The following is a 23,723-nucleotide window of genomic DNA, read 5'->3' on the forward strand; positions in this document are numbered from 1 at the left end:
CCTTCGGCCTCCCTAGGGGATGTCACAGCTCAGCCGCAATGCCGGGCCCGGACCCCGGGCCCGGCATCGCATCTCTCGAAACCAGGTACGTTCGAAGCGTGGCTGGATTCAGGAACGGACGCGGCCGGGACAACCGCGAAGCGCCCCAGGGACCCCCGCAGCACTACGGGGGTCAGTACGGAGGCCAGTACGGGGGCGGGCAGCAATGGCCCCAGTCGGGCAACGGACACGTACAAGGGCAGGGGCAGGGGCAGGGGTACGGGCCCGGGAACGGGCACGGTGAGCCGGAGTACTTCGGCGACCCCGGGACGGCCCAGCCGTACGCGCCGCAGGCCGGCCACGACCCGTACGCGGCCAACAACCCGGGCCACACCCAGGCGTTCTCCGTGCACGACGACGACGCCTACACGCAAGGCGCCACGTACCAGGCGGGCTCGGCGGCGCCCGGCCCCGTAGGACCGCGCCTGCACTGGAAGCAGTTGCTCAGCGGCGTCGTCCTGCGCCCGGCCCCGACCTACCTCCAGATGCGCGACTACGCGATGTGGGCCCCCGCCCTCATCGTCACGTTCCTCTACGGGCTGCTCGCGGTGTTCGGCTTCGACGGCGCCCGCGAGGACGTCATCAACGCGACGCTCGGCTCGGCGATCCCCTACGTCCTGTTCACCGGCGTCGTCATCACGCTCGGCTTCTTCGTGCTCGGCGTCGTCACCCACACCCTGGCCCGCCAGCTCAACGGCGACGGCGCCTGGCAGCCCACCGTCGGCCTCTCCATGCTCATCGCGTCCCTCACGGACGCCCCCCGCCTGATCGTCGGCATGTTCCTCGGCGGCGACGCGGCCTTCGTCCAGCTGCTCGGCTGGGTGACGTGGCTGGGCGCGGGCGCGCTGCTCACCACCATGGTCTCCAAGTCGCACGACCTGCCGTGGCCGAGGGCGCTCGCGGCGTCGGCGATCCAGCTGATCGCCCTGCTGTCGATCATCAAGCTGGGCACGTTCTGAGGACCGGGGTCCGGGTGTGAAAAAGGCGGGGCCCGAGGGGCCCCGCCTTTTCACTATGTGGCCTCTCGGACCGTCAGGCGTCGAGAACCTGCCCGGCCCGCTTCACGACGGGTTCCTGCACACTCCACGGGAAGTTGATCCAGTCATCGGTCCGCTTCCACACGTACTCGCACTTCACGAGCGAGTGGGACTTCTCATAGATGACGGCCGACCGGACCTCGGCGACGGTGTCGAGGCAGAAGTCGTGGACCAGCTTCAGCGTCTTCCCGGTGTCCGCGACGTCATCGGTGATCAGCACCTTCTTGTCGCTGAAGTCGATGGCGTTGGGAACGGGCGCGAGCATGACGGGCATCTCCAGGGTCGTGCCCACGCCCGTGTAGAACTCGACGTTCACCAGGTGGATGTTCTTGCAGTCGAGGGCGTACGCGAGCCCGCCGGCGACGAAGACACCGCCGCGCGCGATGCTCAGGACGATGTCGGGCTCGTAGCCGTCGTCGGCGATGGTCTGGGCGAGTTCGCGCACGGCGACGCCGAACGCTTCGTACGTAAGGTTCTCGCGCACACCGCTCACATCACTCATGTCGCTGCTGCTCACACCTGGGTCCGATGGAAGTTGAGGAAGGAACGGGAGGCGGTGGGACCGCGCTGCCCCTGGTAACGCGACCCGTAGCGCTCACTGCCGTACGGGTGCTCGGTCGGCGAGGACAGCCGGAACATGCACAGCTGCCCGATCTTCATGCCCGGCCAGAGCTTGATGGGAAGCGTCGCCAGATTCGACAGCTCAAGGGTGACGTGACCGCTGAACCCCGGGTCGATGAACCCGGCGGTCGAGTGCGTCACGAGCCCGAGCCGCCCCAGCGAGCTCTTGCCCTCAAGGCGCGACGCGAGGTCCACGGGGAGCGAGATCACCTCGTACGTCGAGGCCAGCACGAACTCACCCGGGTGCAGGATGAACGGCTCGTCGCCCTCGGGCTCCACGAGCCGCGTCAGGTCCGCCTGCTCCACGCTGGGGTCGATGTGCGGGTACTTGTGGTTCTCGAACACCCGGAAGTAGCGGTCGAGACGTACGTCGATGCTCGACGGCTGCACCATGGATTCGTCGTAGGGGTCGATCCGGACCCGCCCGGCGTCGATCTCGGCGCGGATGTCCTTGTCTGAGAGAAGCACGTAGCGAGGATACGCAGAGCGCGCGGAGCCGCCACAATCGGCCGCCCCGCGCGCTGCCTGCCCGCTTGCCCGCTTACCGCCTGCTACCGCTCACCGGGTCCCACGGGAACGGCGTGCCGCAGCCGAGCACAGCGCGGGCACCGGATGAGCCGGCCGGGACCGAGCCGGTCCGCCTTCTGCATCGGGAACGAAGCGGTGCTGAACACGTGCCCTTCGGCACAACGGACGACGGTGCGCTCCATCGAGTCCATCAAAGTCCCGGAGTCCCTTCCCCACGAGCCATGTGGCCAGTTTCCTGGCCGACGACAAACGCCACGTTACGGGATGAAAGGGACGGCATTCCAGGCGGCACTCCGCCCCTGGACAACCCTCTCGCGGTCCCCACACCGTACGCCTCAACTCCCTTCACCCGCAGTCACATCCACACGCCCCAACGCATCCGGGCCCCGGGGCACGAGCGCCCGGGACCCGGTATGAGGTAGAGTGACCGCCAGTACGACACCGCTTCGGCGGGGGTACTGCGCGGGTGTAGTTTAGTGGTAGAACATCAGCTTCCCAAGCTGAGAGTGCGAGTTCGATTCTCGTCACCCGCTCCATCGAGAACCCCAGGTCAGTGGCCTGGGGTTTATTCGTTGTCCGGAGCGGGCCGAGTGTCGCTCTTCACCGGCCCTGGGTGGACCCGGCCCGGCACGCCATCAGCCGGAGCCGGTGGGCCGGTTCGTGTCGGTCGATGCACACGGCTGGTTCCGGTGATCGGCCGACGCACCGAATGCCCCCTGCATGAAGGATCAACTCAACGATGCCGGTGTCGGTTGCGTACTTCGGAACGGCGACGCCAGGGCGAGGCGCTCGTCAATTGGGCGAGAAGCCACCCTCGTGCGCGGGTGATGGCCGCCGCCAGGTCCCGGTGGGCAGCGGACCGCTCCCCGAGGAGCGTCAGCAGTTCGGCGATCTCTCGCTGCACGTAAGTCGGCCCCGCGTATATCATTGATGCGTTGCGATATATCTCAGGAGGTGTCGTCAATGACCCGCACTGTGATCGACCTTGATGACCAACTCGTCGCGGACGTGGCCAAGGCCCTGGGCACCAGTACCAAGAAGGAGACGGTGAACACCGCCCTTCGCGAGGTGCTGGAGAACCGGCGGCGCGCTCTGGCACTCACCCGCCTGCGGGCAGCGGCCGAAGGGGGCGCCTTCGATCTCGACCTCTTCGAGGACAAGGGAAACTACCGCCGGTGAACGCCGCGCAGTTCCTGATCGACACCAGCGCGCTCGCCCGCCTGCTGCGCGGCGACGCCGAGCAGTACGGATGGGACCGGGCGGCAGCTGCCGGACTCATCGCCACGTGCCCCGTCACCGAGCTGGAGTTCTTCTACAGCGCGCGCTCCGCCGCCGACCGCGCCCAGGGCCTCGAGAACATGCGCCTGCTCTTCGGATGGGTACCGGTCGACGACCGCGCCTATGATCGCGCCTGGCAGGTTCAAGAGCTGCTGACCCAGCGCGGACAGCACCGCAGTGCCGGACCTGTCGACCTAGTGGTGGCCGCCACGGCGGAGTTGCAGGGGCTGACCCTCCTCCACCGTGACCGGGACTTCGAGTGCATCGCCGGCGTCACCGGCCAGGCACTCCAGTGGTACGGCCCAGAACCCGGCAAGTGAGTCAGGGCCGAGCGCCGACCGTTCCGGGGAAGGTGTCCCCATGAACAAGGACGAGGAAGAACCGGGATGACCGAGACCGAGATCCGTACCGTCACCGTCACCGCCCCCGACCCCGAGTGGCTGGCGGCCTTTGTCCGGGAGTTGGTGGCCGACCGGCTCTGCGCCTGCGGGCACATCACCGAGTCCATCCGGTCCGTGTACCGGTGGGAGGGCGAGGTGCAGGACGACCGGGAAGCCCACGTCTCCCTGCACACCAGCGCCGAGCGCGTGCCCGAGCTTCTGCGGCGGATCGAGGAGCGGCACCCCTATGACGTGCCCTGCGCCATCGTGAGCACCATGCACGCGGCGCCCTCATACGCGGCTTGGGTCCATGAGGAGACGCGGCCCGGGCGAGGTTGAGGGGCCGACTTCGGGAGTTAGGGGTTCCGGCCCGTATTACCGGCCACCGCGTTCATGTATGTGTCCTGTGATTACTCACCTGAATATTGACGTGCGCATGGCAGCGTCTTACCTTCCAGAATGAGAGCGCTTTCTATCCCGGCTCCATGGTGCCGAAGCGACCCGGCCTGTTCAGCCACACGAACCGGCCAACTTCCCCATGCCCCTCATCCTCAGGGAGACCGAACGATGAACACCGCCGTGAGACCTCTCGTCGCCTCTCTCGCGCTGCTGGCCGGCGCCCTCGCCACCGTCGCCTCCGGTGGCACCGTCCACGCCGCCGCCCAGGCGCAGGCCACCGTCTACGTCGCCCCGGCCGGGAAGGACTCCGCCGCCGGGACGCTCGCCGATCCGACCACGCTGGCGTCGGCCATCGGCCGGGTCGCCGCGGGAGGCACCATCTATCTGCGGGGCGGGACGTACGCGTACGTGCAGACCGTGACCGTTCCCGACGCCGCCGACGGGAGTTCGGGCGCCCGGACCACCCTCACCGCCTACCAGAGCGAGAAGCCCGTGCTCGACTTCAGCGCGCAGAGCGAGAGTTCCAGCAATCGCGGACTTCAGCTCTTCGCCTCGTACTGGCACGTCAAGGGCATTGTCGTCCAGCACGCCGGGGACAACGGGATCTACGTCGGCGGCAGCGACAACGTCATCGAGCGGACCGTCACCCGCTACAACCGCGACACCGGGCTCCAGCTCGGCCGGATCGCCTCCACCACGCCCAAGAGTGCCTGGCCCGCCAATAACCTGATCCTCAGCGCCGAGTCGTACGACAACGCCGACTCCGACGGGGAGGACGCCGACGGGTTCGCCGCCAAGCTGACCACCGGGAACGGGAACGTCTTCCGGTACGCCGTCTCCCACAACAACATCGATGACGGGTGGGATCTGTACACCAAGACCGACACCGGGGCCATCGGGCCCGTCACCATCGAGGACTCGCTCTCCTACACCAACGGGACTCTTTCCGACGGCACCGTCAACAACAACGGCGACCGCAACGGCTACAAGCTCGGCGGGGACGACATCGCCGTCAACCACGTCGTGCGCCGCTCCATCGCCTACGGCAACGGGCACCACGGGTTCACCTACAACTCCAACCCCGGGTCCATGGCCGTCTCCAACAACCTGAGCGTCGACAACGCCGAGCGGAACTTCTCGTTCGACAAGGGGACCTCCGTCTTCAGGTCCAACACCTCCTGCCGGTTCTCCGTCTCCGGGTCCAACGACAAGACCGTGGGCAGCGCCGACAGTTCCAACCAGTTCTGGACGGGGACCAACGGTTCCCGGTGCGCGAACTACAGCGGCGCCCTCAAGTGGTCCTTCGCCTCCGACGGCAAGCTGGTCGTGACACTGGGCGGGAAGACGGTCACTCTGTAGTCCATGGAGCGTACGGAGATCAGCCGTCGACGTCTGCTGCATGCGCTCGGCGCCGCCGGGGTGCTTGCCGCCGTGCCCACCCGGTGGGCGAGCGCCGCCGAGGTCGAGGCCGGGGTCGCGCGGCTGATCTCCAACACGGTCGAGGTGTTCGCGGGGAACGCCGACTCCAACTCCCGTACGGAAGTCCGGGGCAAGCTCGCCGCCGTCGAGCGCGTCGCCCGCGTGAACCTCGCCTCCATGGACGCCGCCAGTGGTGGCAGTGGCAGTGAGCTGTTCGGGGGGCTGCCGCTCGGCACCAGTGATGCCAACCTCAACAGCAGTTACCAGAAGCTGTACGAGATCGCGCTCGCCACCCGCACACCCGGGCTCCCGTCCGATCTGTATGGGAACACGGGCGTACAGCGGCGCGTCCTCGACGGGCTCCAGTGGTTGCACACCCACTTCTACGGCGACCAGGCCACCGGCTACTACGGCAACTGGTTCACCTGGGAGATCGGGCTCTCGCAGCACATCAGCAAGACGCTCGCGCTGCTCGCCGAGCGGGCCCCCGATGAGCTGGTCACTCGCTACATCGCCTCCATGGACGCCTACCTGCGCAACGGCAAGGGCGGCGACGTCGACCTCGACTCACGTTTCCACACCGGCGCCAACCTCGCCGACATCACCACCAACCGCATCCTCCAGGGCGCCCTCGTCCGGGATGAGGGGCGGATCCGCAAAGCCCTCACCGATCAGCTCACCGTCTTCGCCACCATCGACCCGTACGCGCTGCGCCACGGTGTCACCGACGGGTACTACGCCGACGGGTCCTTCCTCCAGCACGCCTCCGTCGCCTACACCGGGTCGTACGGGAAAGGGCTGCTCAGCCGGGTCGTGCAGACGCTCAAGCTGCTCGACGGGACCGGGTTCGCCCACGGCGAGGAGCTGGTGCCGACGGTGTACGGGTGGGTGCGGGACGGGTTCGCGCCGCTCATCTTCGAGGGCTGGATGATGGAGGCCGTGAAGGGACGGGCGGTCTCGCGGACCGGCACCGGGTACGCCGATGTCGCCACCGTCGTCGAGGCCGTCGTCGATCTCGCGTCGCTGGCCGACGGGGAGACCGTTACCGCCCTCTCCTCGTACGTCAAGCACCTGCGCGCCACCTCTCGGGCCGCGCTCGACCCCGCCTCGTTCGTCTCGCCGCTCAGCATCGTCCGGTACGCCGATCTGCTCGCCGACGCCTCCGTGCCCGCCGCCGATCTCAACCCGGCCGCGCGGTCGGTCGCGTTCAACGCCATGGACCGGACCGTGCACCGGCGGCCCGGATACGCGTTCGCGCTGGCCCGCAGCTCGCGGCGGATCAGCAAGTACGAGTACATGAGCGGGGAGAACCTGCTGCCCTGGTTCCAGGGGGACGGGGCGCACTACCTGTATCTGTCGGGGCAGGACCAGACGCAGGCGTACGGCGTCGACTACTTCACCGCCGTGTCGCCGTACGGGCTCGCCGGTGTCACCGCGCCCGTCGAACAGCGGGGCAGCGTCCCCGAGTCGTACGGCGGGAAGCTGTTCTACGACAACCCCGGGCACCCGCTGCACTTCACCGCCAGCAGCGAGTCGCAGAACACGTACGTCTACTTCCCGACCGCCACCCAGGATCACTCCGGGGGTGCCGTGCTCGGCGCGTACGGGGCCGTCGGGTGGGTGCTCGGCGATGACGTGCCCTGGCGGGACAAACAGGCGGGCGTGCTGCCGGACGACTTCGTCGTGTACCGGAGCGCGCGGGCGACGAAGTCGTGGTTCCTGCTCGACGACGAGATCGTGGTGCTCGCCGCCGGGGTCGGGGACGCGCCCGGCGCGGGGCGGGCGGTGACGACGACCCTTGACGCGCGGATCGCCGCCGCGACGGACCAGGTGAGCGTCGCCGAGGGGCGGCGCTGGGTGCGGTGGGCCAACACGACCCAGGGGACGGCCGTCGGGTACGTGCTCCTGGAGGGGCCACAGCCGAAGGCCCGGCTGGAGACCGTGGTGCGCAGTCGGCGCGTCGTGCGGACCTCCAACCCCGACACGGCCGTGACCCGGCAGGTGTTCTCGCTGACGGTCGAGCAACCGGCGGGGGGCCCACCCGTCGCCTTCGCCTACGCGCTGCTGCCGAACGCGTCGGAGGCCGCCGTCCGGCGCCATAGGGGCGCGGAGGTGCTCTGCAATACGCCGAGGTTGCAGGCTGTGCGGGAGCGGGGGCTCGGGCTGATCGCCGCGAACACCTTCGCGCGAGGGGTCCATCACACAGCGGGGCTGGACATCGGAGGTCCGGCGTCCGTCCTCGTACGTCAGGAAGGGAAGGCCGTTTCCCTCGCCGTCGCCGATCCGACGACCCGGCGGGACACCGTCACAGTCCTTCTGCGCGGGCCCGGCCTGCGGAAAGTCTCCGGGGATGACGAAGTACGGGTGACCCGGGCGCCGGGCGGCACCCGGGTCACAGTTCGCACGCGGCACGCGTACGGGCGGAGTTTCACGGCGACACTGCGCCGAACGAGCTGAACGAGCTGGGCGAAGGGGTCAGAACTCCGCCGTGTCCAGGTCGAAGCCGAGCGGCTCGGGCAACGGCACGGTCAGGCCCATCTTGTACTGGGCCTTGGTCGCGTAGTCGTCGCCCTCGGGCGCGGCACAGACGGTGACCTGGCCGGCCTCACGGTCGATCAGCAGATAGACCGGGATGCCGGCCCGCGCGTATCCGCGGACCTTCTTGACCCGGTCGTTCCCGGCGGTGGAGTCCGACGTGACCTCGACGACCATCAGCACGGCCGACGGATCGTGCCACTCCTCCTTGTTGTCGAACGTGCCCTTCGGGGCCACGACCAGGTCCGGGATGACGTGCCCGGTCTGGGAGGCACCGGGGACGTTGAGTCCGATTCCGGTGTACCGCCCATACCTCTTGTGGTGATCACGGACCTGTCCGCTCACCTCGGACACATACTCTTCATGCTCACCGTTCGCCGGTGGCGTCACGTGGATCTCCCCTTCGATCAACTCCACGCGCCACCCCGCAGGGGCTGCCGCGCTGACCTGAGTGAAGGCATTCTCGGTGTCCCGTGAGTCGTGACGCCCGGAGCTCACGGGCTCGTGCTCCGGGACCGGCAGAGCTGCCATGACAGACCTCCTCCTTCGCTCAGCGCGACAGTCTCAGAGTAGGCGGCGGGCCACCCGTCATCCGTGACCGCGCCACTCGAACGTGTCCGAGCCTCAGTTCGTCGAGTAGAAGTACTTCCAGGTGCTGTACTTCGTCGAGTTGACGTTGTCGCCGGAGGAGCCGTTGATGTAGGCGGTGCGGATGCGGAACTTGTAGCCCGCCACGCCGACCGCACCCATGTCGATCTTGGTCTTGCCCGCCGTGCCGAGCGGGATGTACTCGCTGTCGCCGGAGCGCCAGGCGCCGGCGGCGTAGACCTGGATGTCGAGGCGGAACTGGCGGCCCTTGTAGTAGTTCATCGACTCCGTCGCGTACACCTTCGACTTCTTGTGGAAGTAGGCGTAGCGGTTCGAGCCGATGGTGCCGGTCTTGTAGTGGCCGGAGAGGGCGACCGAGGTACGGGCCCGGGTGTAGACGGTGTTGGTGACCGTCCGCGGCTTGTAGCGGGCGTCACCGGCGTAGACCGCGGAGAGGGTGACGTCGCGGGACAGGTTGTCGAGCCTGACCGAGATGTTGCCCGCGGAGTTGACGTTGCCGGACCGCACCAGCTTCTTCGGCTTGTCGGAGCCGTACGGGTCGGCGTAGATCTTCACCGCCCGGTTCTTGTACGTGGTGCCGAGGTGCGCGGTGAACGTGACGTCGGCGCCGTACTCGTAGACGGCCTTGTTCTTGTTGAGGGTCAGCGCGGTGGTGCTGCGCGAGACCTCGACCGCGTCCGACTTGCTGACGGGGCGGCGCTCCTTGTCACCCGCGTAGGAGACCTTGTAGGTGACCTTGCCGCCGGTGGCCGGGGTGTCGGTGAAGGAGTACGTGCCGTTCGCGGCGGTGGTGACGGTCTTGAGCGTCTTGCCGTTCGGGCTGGCCAGGTCCGTCTTGGTGACCGTCAGCTTCACCGGGGCCGTGATCGGGAGCACGCCCGAGCTGAGCTTGCCGGTGACCTTGAGGGACTTGGCGCGGGTCGCGGTGGACGGGGCGTTCACCGTCAGGGTGGGGATGGTGCGGTTGGGGTCGGTGTAGGCGTGGAGGCGGACGTTGCCGTTCTCGCTCTTGGAGACCGCGAAAATGGTGGCGCCGTCCGGGGACCAGGCCATCGCCCCGTCCAGCAGGGTGTCGCCGCCGGTCGAGGTGGAGGTGTTGCCGAACTCGTAGGTGCGGATCGGCTTGGTCCCGCCGGGCCGGTAGACCTGCACGTCGTCGTGGTACCAGGACCAGGTGCCCGTGGCGACCATGCCGCGGGAGGAGACGGCGACGCCCGCGCCGTAGTCACCGGACGGGTAGGTGTGCACCCGGCTGAGATCAGTGGCCGAGTACGCCGGGTGCTCGTACGGGTAACGGCTGGCCGTCACGACCTGGGCCCCGTCGGCCGTGAAGGCGATCTGGTCGTAGCCGTTGCCGTCCAGCGCCTTGACCACGCGCTGGGTCGCCGTCGTGCCGGACAGGTCGTAGACCGCGACGACACCGCCGCTGCTGTGGTGCTCGCCCGCGGCGAGTTCCGTGCCGTCCGGCGACGCGGCGATGACGGGCGCACCGTAGAAGGAGTGGTCGCCGGCCTGGTCGAGGACGGCCTGGGGCGTCTCCTGAGCCGGGTCGAGGGAGCCGATGTCGCCGTCGCCGTTCGCGCCGTAGCTGAACCACAGGGCCGAGCCGGCCACCGCGAGGTCCTCCGGGGCGTCCGCGCCGCCGAGCTCGTAGGACGCGGTCTTCGTGTTCGTCGCCGTGTCGATCACGGCGATGGTGTCGGTGTCCGTCACCGCCGCGTACAGGCGGCCGGAGTCGGGGGACAGGGCGAGGCCGTGGACGCCGGCGAGGCCCGTGATGCGCTTGACCTCGGTGCCCGCGTAGTCGGTGACGACGACCGCGTTGTTCTGCGGGGCCGAGAGGTAGATCCGCTTGTGGACGCCGTCCACGGCCATGTCGGCCACGGTGGAGACGCGGAGGGAGTGGACCGAGTCGGCCACGGCGGCCGTCGGGACGGCCACGCTGAGTGCCGCCGAACCGGCGAGGACCGCGATCGCCGTCGCGGTCGGGAGTGCGCGTCTGCGCATGGGTGGTGTACCCCCTGGGCGGACCGGCGGCCGTCTCGGGCCGCCGGTGCTGATGAGTGGGAGCCACGCGGACGTCCGGGCACCGGAGGAACCCCCCACCGGGAGAGCCACGGGTCAACGCGGGCTGGAAGACGGCTCATCGTAGATCACCCGGGGGGTTCACGGACAGTGGTTAAACCCGGGGACTACTCGTCCGCCTCCAGGTCGCCCTCCGTCTCCAGGTAGACCTGGCGCAGCGCCTCCAGGACCTGGGGGTCCGGCTTCTCCCACATGCCGCGGGACTCGGCCTCCAGGAGGCGTTCCGCGATGCCGTGCAGGGCCCAGGGGTTGGCCTCGGCGAGGAACTGGCGGTTCGTCTCGTCGAGGACGTACGTCTCCGTGAGCTTGTCGTACATCCAGTCGGCGATGACGCCGGTCGTGGCGTCGTAGCCGAAGAGGTAGTCGACCGTCGCGGCGAGTTCGAAGGCGCCCTTGTAGCCGTGGCGGCGCATCGCCTCGATCCACTTGGGGTTCACGACGCGGGCGCGGAAGACGCGGGACGTCTCCTCCACGAGGGTGCGGGTGCGGACCGTCTCCGGGCGGGTCGAGTCGCCGATGTACGCCTCGGGGGCCGTGCCGCGCAGGGCACGGACCGTCGCCACCATGCCGCCGTGGTACTGGAAGTAGTCGTCGGAGTCGGCGATGTCGTGCTCGCGGGTGTCCGTGTTCTTCGCGGCCACCGCGATGCGCTTGTACGCCGTCTCCATCTCGGCGCGGGCCGACTTGCCGTCGAGGCCGCGGCCGTACGCGTAGCCGCCCCACACCGTGTAGACCTCGGCGAGGTCCGCGTCGGTGCGCCAGTCGCGGGAGTCGATCAGCTGGAGGATGCCCGCGCCGTACGTGCCCGGGCGCGAGCCGAAGATACGGGTCGTGGCCCGGCGTTCGTCGCCGTGCTCGGCGAGGTCGGCCTGGGCGTGGGCGCGTACGTGGTTGTGCTCGGCCGGTTCGTCCAGGGACGCGGCGAGACGGACCGCGTCGTCGAGGAGGCCGATCGTGTGCGGGAACGCGTCGCGGAAGAAGCCCGAGATGCGCAGGGTGACGTCGATGCGGGGGCGGTTCAGCTCCTCGTACGGGATGGGTTCGAGGCCCGTCACGCGGCGGGAGGCGTCGTCCCAGACCGGGCGGATGCCGAGCAGGGCGAGTGCCTCCGCCACGTCGTCGCCCGCGGTGCGCATCGCGCTCGTGCCCCAGAGGGAGAGGCCGACGGAGGTGGGGTACTCCCCGTCGTTGTCCGTCTTGTAGCGCTCGATGAGGGAGTCGGCCAGGGCCTGGCCCGTCTCCCACGCGAGGCGGGACGGGACGGCCTTGGGGTCGACGGAGTAGAAGTTGCGGCCTGTCGGGAGGACGTTGACGAGGCCGCGGAGCGGGGAGCCCGACGGGCCTGCCGGGACGAAGCGGCCCTCCAGGGCGCGTACGGCGTTGTCTAGTTCGGCGGTGGTCGCGTTGAGGCGCGGGACCACTTCCGTGGCGGCGAAGGTCAGGATCTGGTGGACGGGGCTGGCCTCGGGGCTCGTTTCCTCCGCATCCGGGGTCTGCCGCCTTGCCCACCCTGCCGCCCCAGGCGGCAGATTGCCCAAGGTGGTACCCACCCGGGCCGGGTCCCAGTTCGCGGCCTCCATCGCCTCCACCAGCGCGCGGGCCGTTTCCTCGGCGGCGTCCGCGTCCGTGCGGGTCGCCGCCGACTCGTCCAGGCCCAGTGCTTCGCGCAGGCCCGGCAGGGCTTGCGTGCCGCCCCAGATCTGGCGGGCGCGGAGGATGGCCAGGACCAGGTTGACGCGGTCGGGGCCGGCGGGCGCCTGGCCGAGGACGTGGAGGCCGTCGCGGATCTGGGCGTCCTTGACCTCGCAGAGCCAGCCGTCGACGTGGAGGAGGAAGTCGTCGAAGCCGTCGTCGTCGGGGCGGTCTTCGAGGCCGAGGTCGTGGTCGAGCTTCGCGGCCTGGATCAGGGTCCAGATCTGGGCGCGGATGGCGGGCAGCTTCGCCGGGTCCATCGAGCTGATCTGGGCGTACTCGTCCAGGAGTTGTTCGAGGCGGGCGATGTCGCCGTAGCTGTCGGCGCGGGCCATCGGCGGCACGAGGTGGTCGATGAGCGTGGCGTGGACGCGGCGCTTGGCCTGGGTGCCCTCGCCGGGGTCGTTGACCAGGAACGGGTAGACGAGGGGGAGGTCGCCGAGGGCGGCGTCGGGGGCGCAGGCGGCGGAGAGGCCCGCGTTCTTGCCGGGGAGCCACTCCAGGTTGCCGTGCTTGCCGAGGTGGATCATCGCGTCGGCGCCGAAGCCGCCGTCGGCGGACGGTGCCGCGATCCAGCGGTAGGCGGCCAGGTAGTGGTGCGAGGGGGGAAGGTCCGGGTCGTGGTAGATCGCGATCGGGTTCTCGCCGAAGCCGCGCGGCGGCTGGATGAGGATGAGCAGGTTGCCGCGGCGCAGGGCCGCGAGCACGATGTCGCCCTCCGGGTTGCGGGAGCGGTCGACGAACATCTCGCCGGGCGGCGGGCCCCAGTGCCGCTCGACGGACTCGCGCAGCTCCTGCGGCAGCGTCGCGAACCAGCGCTTGTAGTCGGCGGCCGGGATGCGGACGGGGTTCTTGGCGAGCTGTTCCTCGGTCAGCCAGTCCTGGTCGTGGCCGCCCGCGTCGATGAGCGCGCGGATCAGCTCGTCGCCGTCGCCGGAGGCGAGACCGGGGAGTGCGGCCTCGTCCCCGAAGTCGTAGCCCTCGGCGATGAGGCGCTTGAGCAGGACGATCGCGGAGGCGGGGGTGTCGAGGCCGACCGCGTTGCCGATGCGGGAGTGCTTGGTGGGGTACGCGGAGAGGACGAGCGCCAGCTTCTTCTCCCCCGCCGGGATGTGGCGGAGGCGGGCGTGGCGGACGGCGATCCCGGCCACGCGGGCGGCGCGCTCGGGGTCGGCCACGTACGCCGGGAGCCCGTCCTCGTCGATCTCCTTGAACGAGAACGGGACGGTGATCAGGCGGCCGTCGAACTCCGGCACCGCGATCTGGCTCGCGGCGTCGAGCGGCGAGACGCCCTCGTCGTTCTCCTCCCAGTCCGCGCGGGACGAGGTGAGGCACAGGGCCTGGAGGATCGGGACGTCGAGGTGGGTGAGGGCGCCCGCGTCCCACGCCTCGTCGTCGCCGCCCGCGCTCGCCTCGGCGGGGCGGGTGCCGCCCGCGGCGAGGACCGTCGTGACGATGGCGTCGGCGGGGCGCAGGGCGTCGATCAGCTCCGGCTCCGGGGCGCGGAGCGAGGCCACGTAGAGGGGGAGGGGGCGGGCGCCGGCGCGCTCGATCTCGTCGCACAGGGCGTGGACGAACGCGGTGTTGCCGCTCATGTGGTGGGCGCGGTAGTAGAGCACCGCGACGGTCGGGCCGTCCTGCTGCGACGGCGTGCGCTCCAGCGGGCCCCAGGTGGGGGCCGGGGCCGGGGGTTCGAAGCCGTGGCCGGTCAGGAGGACCGTGTCGGAGAGGAAGCGCGCGAGCTGGGCGAGGTTGGCCGGGCCGCCGTGCGCCAGGTAGGCGTGGGCCTCCGCCGCGATGCCGACCGGGACGGTCGACGCCGCCATGAGCTGGGCGTCCGGGGCCTGCTCACCGCTCAGCACCACCAGCGGGACCCCGGCGGCGGTCAGCCGGTCGATGCCGTCCTGCCAGGCGCGGACCCCGCCGAGGAGACGTACGACGACGAGCGCGACGCCGTCGAGCAGCGCCGGGAGTTCGGTGTCGACGTCGAGGCGGGAGGGGTTCGCGAAGCGGTAGGTGACCGCACCCTCGTCAGGGCTCGCGGCGTTGGCCGCGCGGGCGCTGAGCAGGTCGGTGTCGGACGTCGACAGGAGCAGGAGCTGAGCCGGCTGCGAGAGCTGCTGGGGCTGCTGGGGCATGCGTCGTCGGGCCTTCCTCGGGGTGTCCGCGCCCCGGGTGGTCGTTGGACGGCGGGAGTTCCTGGCTCACCCTCTCCCGTATGAGAGGGCTCACAGTGGCGGGACCGCGCCGGAATTCCACCGGGCTTCCTCCCCTGTCGCCGTCGCTGGCGATGGCGGCGGGCCGGACGGGTCCGCCGCGGTTCATCGTACGGGGCGGGGGTGTGACCTGGTACGGGAAGCTACGGGATGCCCGTCACAGGCGGTGGGTATGCTCCGACGCATGCCCGCCTCCCCCATACCCGTCCGCCCCGGTGCGTCCGGTGTGCCCGGAACGTCCGCGACGTTTCCCGGCGACGCCTGCCCCGGCGCGCTGCGGCTGCACGCCGCCGACGACGGGTTCCTGGCGCGGGTCCGCGTCCCGGGTGGTGTGCTCGACGTGGATCGGGCGCGGGCCCTCGGCGACGCCGCCCGGCGGCTCGGGGACGGGGCGCTGCACCTCACGTCGCGGGGGAACGTGCAGCTGCGCGGGTTGCGGGACGGGTGCGGTGGGGAACTCGCGGCTGTGCTGGGCGCGGCCGGGCTGTTGCCGTCCGCCGCGCACGAGCGGGTCCGCAACGTCGTGGCCTCGCCGATGTCCGGGCTCGACGGGCTCGGGTGCGTGGATGTACGGGCCTGGTTGACCGGGCTCGATGCGGCGGTGCTGGCCAGCTCTGTCACACCCGAGCTGTCCGGGCGGTTCCTCTTCGGGCTCGACGACGGGCGCGGGGACGTCGCCGGGCTCCGGCCCGACGTGCTGCTGCGCGGGCGGGCCGACGGTTCGGCCCTGCTCGTCGTCGGCGGCGCGGAGTTCGTCGTGCGGTACGAGGACGCGGCGCGGGCGGCGGTGATCGCGGCGGAGGTCTTCGTCGGGGCCGCGCGCGTGGTCTCCGACCGGCGGGTGTGGAGGGTCTCTGAACTGGGTGCGTCCGGCGCGGAGTTGGGTGCCTGGATCGCCGAGCGGCTGTCCGCGTCGGGGATCGAGGCGGGCCCCGCCAGGGGCGCGGGGAACTGCGCGCCCGGCCACGACGCGTCCGTGCGGGCCGATGAGACCGCAACCGGCGCTGACGCCAAGGCCACGGGGCTCCGCCCCGGACCCCGCTGCCTCTCGTACAAAGGCGGGACTGAATTCTCCGGACCGTCCGCTCCGACACCCGGAGGGGCTGAATTTTCCGGACCGTCCGCTCCGGCACCCGGAGGGGCTGGAATGTACGGGCCGTCCGCTTCGGCGGGGAACCCGGCCGGGGGCGGGCCCGCCCTGCAGGTCATCCCCCGGTTCGGATCCCTCACCGGCGATCAATGGACCGCCCTCACCGACCTCGCCGCCGAACTTCCCGCACGGGAACTCCGGTTGACCCCCTGGCGGCGGGTCGTCGTACCCGGCGCCACCAGCCGCCAGGCCCCCGCCGGGCTGATCACCGACCCGGACTCCCCCTGGTCCCGCCTGGGCGCCTGCATCGGCCGCCCGGGATGCGCCAAGTCCCGTACGGACGTCCGCGCGGACGCCACCGCCCAGTACACCCCGCACCCCACCCTGCCCACCTACTGGTCCGGCTGCGAGCGCCGATGCGGGCACCCCGTCGGGCCGTACGTGGACGTCGTGGCCCGCCCCGACGGAACGTATGACGTCACGACCCTCACGACCGAAAGAGCCGAACCCCGTGTATGACTACGAGAAGGACGGCGCCGCGATCTACCGCGAGTCCTTCGCCACCATCCGCGCCGAGGCGGCGACCGGCCTCGCGGCGTTGCCCGCCGACGTCGCCCAGGCGGCGGTCCGCATGATCCACGCCTGCGGCCAGGTGGATCTCGTGCAGGACATCGGCTACTCGGCCGGGGTCGTGGCGAAGGCGCGCGCCGCCCTGCGCGCGGGCGCGCCGATCCTCTGCGACGCGCGGATGGTCGCGAGTGGCGTCACGCGCAAGCGGCTGCCCGCCGACAACGACGTGATCTGCACCCTGAACGAGCCGGAAGTGCCGGAGCTGGCCGCCGAGTTGGGGACCACCCGCAGCGCCGCCGCGCTCGAACTGTGGCGGGACCGGCTCGACGGTGCCGTCGTCGCCATCGGCAACGCCCCCACCGCCCTCTTCCACCTCCTGGAGATGATCGAGAAGGGCGCGCCCAGGCCGGCGGCCGTGCTCGGCATACCCGTGGGGTTCGTCGGGGCGGCCGAGTCCAAGGACGCGCTGGCCGCGAACGAGCTGGGTCTGGAGTACCTGATCGTCCGTGGGCGCCGGGGCGGCAGCGCCATCACCGCCGCCGCGCTCAACGCCGTCGCGACCGAGGTGGAGATCCAGGCATGAGCGAGCCCCAGGCCAACAAGGGCAAGTTGTACGGGGTCGGGCTCGGGCCCGGTGACCCCGAGCTGATGACCGTCGCCGCCGTCCGGGCCATCGCCGGGGCGGACGTCATCGCGTACCACTGCGCGCGGCACGGGCGTTCCATCGCCCGTTCGATCGCCGCGGAGCACATCCGCGACGACCAGATCGAGGAGCGGCTGATGTATCCGCTCACGGTCGAGACGACCGACCACCCCGGCGGGTACCGCGGGGCGCTCGACGACTTCTACGCCGAGGCCGCGGCGACGCTCGCCGCGCACCTCGACGCGGGGCGTACGGTCGCCGTGCTCGCGGAGGGCGACCCGCTCTTCTACGGCTCCTACCAGCACATGCACAAGCGGCTCGCGGACCGGTACGACACGACGGTCATCCCGGGTGTGACGTCCATCAGCGCGGCGGCGGCGCGGCTCGGGGAGCCGCTGTGCGAGGACAAGGAGACGCTGACGATCATCCCGGGGACGCTCCCCGAGGACGAGCTGGCGGCGCGGATCGCGGCGGCCGACTCGGCGGTCGTGATGAAGCTGGGCCGCACCTTCACCAAGGTGCGCGGCGCGATGGAGAGCGCCGGGCGGCTCGACGACGCGCGGTACGTGGAGCGGGCCTTCATGGCGGGCGAGCGCACCGGCCGCCTCGCCGACATCGACCCGGACTCGGTGCCGTACTTCTCGGTCGCCGTGCTGCCGTCCCGGATCGACGCCACCCCCGTCGAGGGGCGGGAGCGGGGCGAGGTCGTCGTCGTGGGGACCGGGCCCGCCGGGGCGCCCTGGCTGACGCCCGAGTCGCGCGGGGCGCTCGCGGGCGCCGACGACCTGGTCGGCTACACCACCTACCTCGACCGGGTGCCGGTCCGGCCCGGTCAGCGGCGGCACGGTTCCGACAACAAGGTGGAGTCCGAGCGCGCCGAGTTCGCGCTCGACCTCGCCCGGCGCGGGCGGCGCGTCGCCGTCGTCTCGGGCGGCGACCCGGGCGTCTTCGCCATGGCGACGGCCGTTCTCGAAGTCGCGTCGCAGGAGGCGTACGCGGACGTGCCCGTACGGGTGCTGCCCGGGGTGACCGCCGCCAACGCCGCCGCCGCGAAGGCCGGCGCCCCGCTCGGCCACGACTACGCCACGATCTCCCTCTCCGACCGGCTCAAGCCGTGGGAGGTCATCGCGGAGCGCCTGCGCACGGCGGCGGCGGCCGATCTGGTGCTCGCGCTCTACAACCCGGGCTCGCGGTCCCGGAACTGGCAGGTGGGCAAGGCCCGCGAGCTGCTGCTCGAACTCCGGCTGCCCGACACGCCCGTCGTCCTCGCCCGTGATGTGGGCGGGCCCGAGGAGAGCGTCCGGACCGTCCGGCTCGCCGATCTCGACCCGGCCGTCGTCGACATGCGCACGCTGCTCATCGTGGGCTCGTCGCAGACGCAGGCGGTCGTACGGGGCGACGGCTCCACGGTGACATGGACGCCGCGCCGCTACCCGGAGACGGCGGCGGACCGGGCCTGAACCCAGGCGGCGGCCTCCTCGACGGTGGCCGCCACCGGCACCCCCGCCGGGGTCGGCGGGCGCCGGACCACGATCACCGGGATGCCCGCCTCCCTGGCCGCCGTCAGCTTCGGGGCGGTCGCCGCGCCGCCGCTGTCCTTCGTGACCAGGACGTCGACGCGGTGGCGGGCGAGGAGCGCGCGTTCGCCGTCGAGCGTGAACGGGCCCCGGTCCAGGAGCAGCTCCATGTGCGGCGGCGTGGGCGGCTCGGGGGCGTCGACGGAGCGTACGAGGAAGTGGGCGTCGTCGATGTGGGCGAACGCGGCCAGACCCATGCGGCCCGTGGTCAGGAAGACGCGGCGGCCCCCTCCCCCGACCGTGCGTACGGCCTCGGCCGCTTCCCGGAGGTCGTCCACCGTCCGCCAGTCGTCGCCCTCGCCCGGGACCCAGCCGGGCCGCCGCAGCGCCAGCAGGGGAACATGGGTGGTGGCGGCCGCCCCGGCCGCGTTGAAACTGATCCGCTCGGCGAAAGGGTGCGTGGCGTCGATGACCGCGTCCACGGCGTGCTCGCGCAGCCAGCGCGCCATGCCGTCGGCTCCGCCGAAACCGCCGATCCGGACCTCGCCCGGAGGCAGGCGGGGAGCGCTCACGCGGCCCGCGAGTGAGCTGGTGACCCGCAGGTCCGGGCGCGGATGCAGCAGTTCGGCCAGGCGTCGGGCCTCCGTCGTGCCGCCGAGTACCAGTACATGCATCGAGGGGCTCCATGGGTGACATGCCCGAGGCGAAGGGCGGGCGCGGCGCCCAACTCAAGCACACCGGTCTGCGGTCCGGCTGGACGACCGGGGCCTGCGCGACCGCCGCGACGACCGCGGCGTACACCGCGCTGCTCGGCGGGGAGTTCCCCGACCCGGTGACGATCACGTTGCCACGGGGGCAGACACCGGCGTTCGCGCTGGCGGTCGAGGAGCTCGACAGGGGTACGGGGTCGGCCACCGCCGGGGTCGTGAAGGACGCCGGGGACGACCCCGACGTCACGCACGGGGCGCTCGTACGGGCCACGGTGCGGGTGCTGCCCGCCGGGTCCGGGGCCGTCTTCCGGGCCGGGCCGGGCGTCGGGACCGTCACCCGGCCCGGGCTGCCGCTCGACGTCGGGGAGCCCGCGATCAACCCCGTGCCGCGGCAGATGATCCGGGACCACGTCGCGCGGGTCGCGGAGGCGTACGGGGGGAGCGGCGACGTCGAGGTCACCGTCTCCATCGACCACGGCGAGGAGATCGCCCGCTCCACCTGGAACCCCCGGCTCGGCATCCTCGGCGGGCTCTCCGTCCTCGGCACCACGGGGATCGTCGTGCCCTACTCCTGCTCGGCCTGGATCGACTCCATCCGGCGCGGGGTGGATGTGGCGCGGGCGGCCGGGCGTACGCATCTCGCCGGGTGCACCGGGTCCACGTCCGAGAAGACGGTCGTACGGGAGTACGGGCTGCCGGAGGACGCGCTGCTCGACATGGGGGACTTCGCCGGGGCCGTCCTGAAGTACGTCCGGCGGCACCCCGTGGACCGGCTCACCATCTGCGGGGGGTTCGCGAAGCTCTCCAAACTGGCGGCGGGCCATCTCGACCTGCACTCGGGCCGCTCCCAGGTCGACAAGGGGTTCCTGGCGGAGCTGGCGGGGCGGGGCGGGGCCGGGCCCGAACTCGTTGCGCGGGTCGCCGCGGCCAATACCGGGTTGGCGGCGCTTCAGATGTGTGCCGGGGCCGGGGTGCCGCTCGGTGACCTTGTCGCGGCGGAGGCGCGGGGGCAGGCGCTGCTTGTGCTCCGCGGGGCGCCGGTCGAGGTGGACGTCCTCTGCATCGACCGCGCCGGAAACGTGGTGGGCCGGGGTTGACGCCCCGCCGCGACGCCTTGCCCTCGCCGGCCGACCATCCGTCACGTCGTGGCTGGTCGCGCAGTTCCCCGCGCCCCTGGAGGCTACGGCTTCGCCGCGCCTCCCCCCGGGCCCGCGCCCGCTGAGATGGCGCACGAAGTGCGCATCTCAGGGGCGCGGGGAACTGCGCGAGCAACCACGACGTGTCCGCAGGCAACATCGACGCGATGGGGGCAGACGCTCAGGGGCGCGGGGAACTGCGCGCTCAGCCACGGAAAAAGCCGCAGTCGCGTCTGCTCATGTACCGAGCAGACGCGTCCGCGGCTTTTCTGTGGCTGGTCGCGCAGTTCCCCGCGCCCCTGGCGGGGTTTTGTGTACGGGCGTACGCATCGTTATGTACACTTGTACGCATGGGATACGCGCTGCTTGCGGGGGCCATCGCCGCGGAGGTGGCCGCCACGACCGCCATGAAGTACAGCGAGGGGTTCAGCAGGCTCTGGCCCTCGCTGATCACCGTCACCGGGTACGTGATCGCGTTCGCGCTGCTCGCGCAGACGCTGAAGACCGTCCAGATCGGGACCGCGTACGCGATCTGGTCGGGCGCCGGCACCGCCGTCATCGCCGCGATCGGCATGATCTTCCTGGGGGAGGGGCTGAGCCTCGCCAAGGTCGGCGGGATCGTCCTCGTCATCGGCGGTGTCGCGCTGCTCAATCTGGGCGGGGCCCACTGATGCCGCGCCGCTACGACCCCGATCGGCGCCAGCGGATCATCGACGCGGCGATCCGCGTGGTGGGGAAGAAGGGCATAGCCGGGCTCAGCCACCGCACCGTCGCCGCCGAGGCCGATGTGCCGCTCGGCTCGACCACGTACCACTTCGCGACGCTGGATGAGCTGCTGGTGGCCGCGCTGCGACAGGCCAACGAGGGGTTCGCCAAGATCGTCGCGGCGCGCGGCGCGTGGCAGGACCCGGCGCGCGACCTCGCCGACGAGCTGGCGGGCCTGCTGGGCGAGTGGCTGGGCGGCGAGCGCACAGGCGTGGAGCTGGAGTACGAGCTGTACCTGGCCGCCCTGCGCCGCCCCGCGCTGCGCCCCGTCGCCGTCGCATGGTGCCAGGACCTCATGGGCCCTCTGGCCGAGCGCACGGACCCGGCGACGGCCCGCGCGCTCGTCGCCCTGATGGACGGCATCTGTCTGCAAACCCTGCTGACCGGCGAGGAGTACGACGCCGCGTACGCGCGCGAGATGCTGGTCCGGCTCATCCCGTAGCCCGAGACGGGGCCGGGGCGGGTTGGCCTCGACAACCCCGGGCCGGTTAGGTTGCCCTCATGACCGACACGACTGCTACTCGTTCCACCGGCGCCGTCGCCGCGGGCCTCGCCACCGTGGCCGCCGACGGCACCGTTCTCGACACCTGGTTCCCCGCGCCCGAGCTCGTCGCCGAGCCCGGCCCGGCGGGTACGGAGAAGCTCGCCGCCGACAAGGCCGTCGAGCTGCTCGGCGAAGGCGCCGCGAAGGCCATCGGCCCGGACGCCCGGCGCGGCGTGGAGATCATCGCCGTCCGTACGGTCATCGCCTCCGTGGACGACAAGCCGCTGGACGCCCACGACGTCTACCTGCGCCTGCACCTCCTCTCGCACCGCTTGGTCAAGCCGCACGGCGTCAACCTGGACGGCCAGTTCGGCTTCCTCGCCAACGTGGCCTGGACCTCGCTCGGCCCGGTCGCCGTCGACGACATCGAGAAGGCGCGGCTCAACGCGCGCGCCGAGGGCCTGCACCTCCAGGTGACGTCGGTCGACAAGTTCCCGCGCATGACCGACTACGTCGTCCCGAAGGGCGTCCGCATCGCCGACGCCGACCGGGTCCGGCTGGGTGCGCACCTCGCCGAGGGCACCACGGTCATGCACGAGGGCTTCGTCAACTTCAACGCGGGCACGCTCGGCACGTCGATGGTCGAGGGCCGCATCTCCGCGGGCGTCGTCGTCGGCGACGGCTCCGACATCGGCGGCGGCGCCTCCACGATGGGCACCCTCTCCGGCGGCGGCAATGTCCGCATCGTCATCGGCGAGCGCTGCCTGATCGGCGCCGAGGCGGGCGTCGGCATCGCGCTCGGCGACGAGTGCGTGGTCGAGGCGGGCCTCTACGTCACGGCGGGCACCCGCGTGACCATGCCCGACGGCCAGATCGTCAAGGCCCGCGAACTCTCCGGCGCCTCGAACATCCTCTTCCGCCGCAACTCGGTGACGGGCACGGTCGAGGCCCGCCCCAACAACGCCGTGTGGGGCGGCCTCAACGAGGTCCTGCACAGCCACAACTAAGCGCGCACCACACTCTCGTACGCCACCCGCAGCCCGTCGACCGCCTCCCGGTCGGCGGGCTGCAGCGGTGCGCGGACCGGGCCGCCGCCGGGTAGGGCGAGTTCGGTCAGCAGGGCCTTCGCCGTGACCGCGCCGGGGAGGCCGGCGTTCATCATCGAGCCCGTCAGCGGGATCGTGCGGCGCTGGAGGCGGGCCGCCTCGGAGGTGTCGCCCTTGTCGTGGGCGTCGAGGATCGCGCGGAACGCGGCGGGGACCACGTTCGCGACCGTCGAGACGTAGCCGGTGGCGCCGAGGGCGTACAGCGCGAGGACGTACTCGTCGCAGCCGGCGTAGTAGGCGAGATCCGTCGCGGCCATCACCTTCTGGGTGGCCAGGAGGTCGTAGGCGCAGTCCTTCACGGCGACGACGCGCGGGTGCTCCGCGAGGCGCAGCAAGGTGTCCGGCTCGATCCGGGTGCCGGTGCGGGCCGGGATGTCGTACAGCATCACGGGCAGGTCCGTCGCGTCCGCGAGCGCGCGGAAGTGGGCCTCGACGGCGGCCTGGGGCGGGCGGCTGTAGTACGGGGGCGTGGCGAGGAGGCCGTCGGCGCCCGCGCGTTCGGCCTCGCGGGCCAGGCGCACGGTGTGGCCCGTGTCCGCCGTGCTCACGCCCGTGACGACGCTCGCCCGGCCGCCGACCGCCTCGCGCACCGCGCGGACCAGATCCGCCTTCTCGGCGTCCGTCGTCGTCGGGGACTCGCCGCTCGTGCCGGACAGGACGAGGCCCTCGCAGCCCTCACTGACCAGGCGGTCCGCGAGCTTCTGGGCGGCGCCCAGGTCGAGGGCGTCGCCGGAGGCGGTGAAGGGCGTGACCATGGCGCACAGGGCGCGGCCGAAGGGCGGGACGGTACTCGTGTCGCTCATGAGGGCAGTCTCGGCCGCACCCACCGTGAAGCTCCACTTAAATCTGCTACGAGATCGAGCG

The 23,723-nt window shown here is 71.3% G+C and carries 20 protein-coding genes, 1 tRNA gene and 1 riboswitch; of the genes, 14 read left to right on the forward strand and 7 right to left on the reverse strand.

The window, feature by feature from the left end:
• The first annotated feature begins 98 nt into the window (after positions 1-98).
• On the forward strand, positions 99-998 hold the full coding sequence (locus tag ABZ877_RS10905; protein WP_361067765.1) for a Yip1 family protein: 900 nt from the start codon (positions 99-101) through the stop codon (positions 996-998).
• A gap of 73 nt (positions 999-1,071) precedes the next feature.
• Here ABZ877_RS10905 and ABZ877_RS10910 read toward each other — a convergent pair whose 3' ends face one another.
• Positions 1,072-1,569, reverse strand: a complete 498-nt coding sequence (locus ABZ877_RS10910) for a phosphoribosyltransferase (protein WP_361068367.1) — start codon at positions 1,567-1,569, stop codon at positions 1,072-1,074.
• 20 nt (positions 1,570-1,589) lie between these two features.
• A complete protein-coding gene (gene dcd / locus ABZ877_RS10915; protein ID WP_361067768.1) occupies positions 1,590-2,165 on the reverse strand; it encodes a dCTP deaminase in 576 nt (191 codons plus the stop codon).
• Between the two features lie 522 nt (positions 2,166-2,687).
• Between dcd and ABZ877_RS10920 the strand changes: the two genes are divergently transcribed.
• The 6 genes from ABZ877_RS10920 to ABZ877_RS10945 all read left to right on the forward strand — a co-directional run bounded on the left by ABZ877_RS10920 (position 2,688) and on the right by ABZ877_RS10945 (position 8,158).
• Positions 2,688-2,761 (forward strand) — tRNA-Gly (locus ABZ877_RS10920).
• Between the two features lie 427 nt (positions 2,762-3,188).
• Positions 3,189-3,404, forward strand: a complete 216-nt coding sequence (locus tag ABZ877_RS10925) for a type II toxin-antitoxin system VapB family antitoxin (protein ID WP_190202977.1) — start codon at positions 3,189-3,191, stop codon at positions 3,402-3,404.
• Positions 3,401-3,823 (forward strand): PIN domain nuclease, encoded by a 423-nt coding sequence (locus tag ABZ877_RS10930; RefSeq protein ID WP_361067772.1) that lies wholly within the window; start codon positions 3,401-3,403, stop codon positions 3,821-3,823. The genes ABZ877_RS10925 and ABZ877_RS10930 overlap by 4 nt, the downstream gene beginning before the upstream one ends.
• A gap of 66 nt (positions 3,824-3,889) precedes the next feature.
• Entirely contained in the window at positions 3,890-4,222 is a 333-nt protein-coding gene (cutA, locus tag ABZ877_RS10935; RefSeq protein ID WP_361067775.1) for a divalent-cation tolerance protein CutA, read from the forward strand.
• 228 nt (positions 4,223-4,450) lie between these two features.
• Complete coding sequence (locus ABZ877_RS10940; RefSeq protein ID WP_361067778.1) at positions 4,451-5,641, forward strand: right-handed parallel beta-helix repeat-containing protein; 1,191 nt, start codon at positions 4,451-4,453, stop codon at positions 5,639-5,641.
• Positions 5,642-5,644: 3 nt separating this feature from the next.
• A complete protein-coding gene (locus tag ABZ877_RS10945; protein WP_361067781.1) occupies positions 5,645-8,158 on the forward strand; it encodes a polysaccharide lyase family 8 super-sandwich domain-containing protein in 2,514 nt (837 codons plus the stop codon).
• Positions 8,159-8,176: 18 nt separating this feature from the next.
• On the opposite strand, the gene ABZ877_RS10950 is transcribed toward ABZ877_RS10945, so the two are convergent.
• The 3 genes from ABZ877_RS10950 to cobN all read right to left on the reverse strand — a co-directional run bounded on the left by ABZ877_RS10950 (position 8,177) and on the right by cobN (position 14,760).
• Positions 8,177-8,767, reverse strand: a complete 591-nt coding sequence (locus ABZ877_RS10950; RefSeq protein ID WP_361067784.1) for a Uma2 family endonuclease — start codon at positions 8,765-8,767, stop codon at positions 8,177-8,179.
• Positions 8,768-8,860: 93 nt separating this feature from the next.
• Positions 8,861-10,852 carry an Ig-like domain repeat protein gene (locus ABZ877_RS10955; protein ID WP_361067787.1) on the reverse strand — a complete coding sequence of 664 codons (1,992 nt, stop codon included), beginning with the start codon at positions 10,850-10,852 and terminating at the stop codon, positions 8,861-8,863.
• Positions 10,853-11,037: 185 nt separating this feature from the next.
• Positions 11,038-14,760 (reverse strand): cobaltochelatase subunit CobN, encoded by a 3,723-nt coding sequence (cobN, locus tag ABZ877_RS10960; RefSeq protein WP_361067790.1) that lies wholly within the window; start codon positions 14,758-14,760, stop codon positions 11,038-11,040.
• Between the two features lie 55 nt (positions 14,761-14,815).
• Positions 14,816-14,892: riboswitch (cobalamin riboswitch) on the reverse strand.
• 130 nt (positions 14,893-15,022) lie between these two features.
• Here cobN and ABZ877_RS10965 point away from each other — a divergent pair.
• Genes ABZ877_RS10965 through ABZ877_RS10975 form a run of 3 tightly spaced genes read left to right on the forward strand, consistent with a single transcriptional unit; the run spans position 15,023 to position 18,601 of the window.
• Entirely contained in the window at positions 15,023-16,447 is a 1,425-nt protein-coding gene (locus tag ABZ877_RS10965; RefSeq protein WP_361067793.1) for a cobalamin biosynthesis protein CobG, read from the forward strand.
• Complete coding sequence (locus tag ABZ877_RS10970) at positions 16,401-17,081, forward strand: precorrin-8X methylmutase (protein WP_361067796.1); 681 nt, start codon at positions 16,401-16,403, stop codon at positions 17,079-17,081. The genes ABZ877_RS10965 and ABZ877_RS10970 overlap by 47 nt, the downstream gene beginning before the upstream one ends.
• Positions 17,078-18,601 carry a precorrin-2 C(20)-methyltransferase gene (locus ABZ877_RS10975; protein WP_361067799.1) on the forward strand — a complete coding sequence of 508 codons (1,524 nt, stop codon included), beginning with the start codon at positions 17,078-17,080 and terminating at the stop codon, positions 18,599-18,601. The genes ABZ877_RS10970 and ABZ877_RS10975 overlap by 4 nt, the downstream gene beginning before the upstream one ends.
• Here ABZ877_RS10975 and ABZ877_RS10980 read toward each other — a convergent pair.
• Positions 18,571-19,332, reverse strand: a complete 762-nt coding sequence (locus ABZ877_RS10980; RefSeq protein WP_361067802.1) for a cobalt-precorrin-6A reductase — start codon at positions 19,330-19,332, stop codon at positions 18,571-18,573. The two genes, ABZ877_RS10975 and ABZ877_RS10980, sit on opposite strands and share 31 nt — an antisense overlap.
• A gap of 11 nt (positions 19,333-19,343) precedes the next feature.
• Here ABZ877_RS10980 and ABZ877_RS10985 point away from each other — a divergent pair, with 11 nt between their 5' ends.
• From ABZ877_RS10985 to dapD, 4 genes are all read left to right on the forward strand, one after another.
• The gene (locus ABZ877_RS10985) at positions 19,344-20,465 is read left to right on the forward strand and encodes a cobalt-precorrin-5B (C(1))-methyltransferase (protein WP_361067804.1); all 1,122 of its coding nucleotides are present in this window, start codon (positions 19,344-19,346) and stop codon (positions 20,463-20,465) included.
• A 389-nt stretch (positions 20,466-20,854) separates the two neighbouring features.
• Positions 20,855-21,175, forward strand: a complete 321-nt coding sequence (locus ABZ877_RS10990; RefSeq protein WP_361067807.1) for a multidrug efflux SMR transporter — start codon at positions 20,855-20,857, stop codon at positions 21,173-21,175.
• Entirely contained in the window at positions 21,175-21,711 is a 537-nt protein-coding gene (locus tag ABZ877_RS10995) for a TetR family transcriptional regulator (protein WP_361067810.1), read from the forward strand. The genes ABZ877_RS10990 and ABZ877_RS10995 overlap by 1 nt, the downstream gene beginning before the upstream one ends.
• Before the next feature lie 59 nt (positions 21,712-21,770).
• Positions 21,771-22,760, forward strand: a complete 990-nt coding sequence (gene dapD, locus ABZ877_RS11000; protein ID WP_361067813.1) for a 2,3,4,5-tetrahydropyridine-2,6-dicarboxylate N-succinyltransferase — start codon at positions 21,771-21,773, stop codon at positions 22,758-22,760.
• Here dapD and dapA read toward each other — a convergent pair.
• Positions 22,757-23,662: a 4-hydroxy-tetrahydrodipicolinate synthase gene (gene dapA, locus ABZ877_RS11005; protein WP_361067816.1), complete on the reverse strand. Its 906-nt coding sequence runs from the start codon at positions 23,660-23,662 to the stop codon at positions 22,757-22,759. The two genes, dapD and dapA, sit on opposite strands and share 4 nt — an antisense overlap.
• Between the last annotated feature and the right edge of the window lie 61 nt (positions 23,663-23,723).

This window comes from Streptomyces sp. NPDC046939 (assembly GCF_040644575.1).
Classification (GTDB): domain Bacteria; phylum Actinomycetota; class Actinomycetes; order Streptomycetales; family Streptomycetaceae; genus Streptomyces.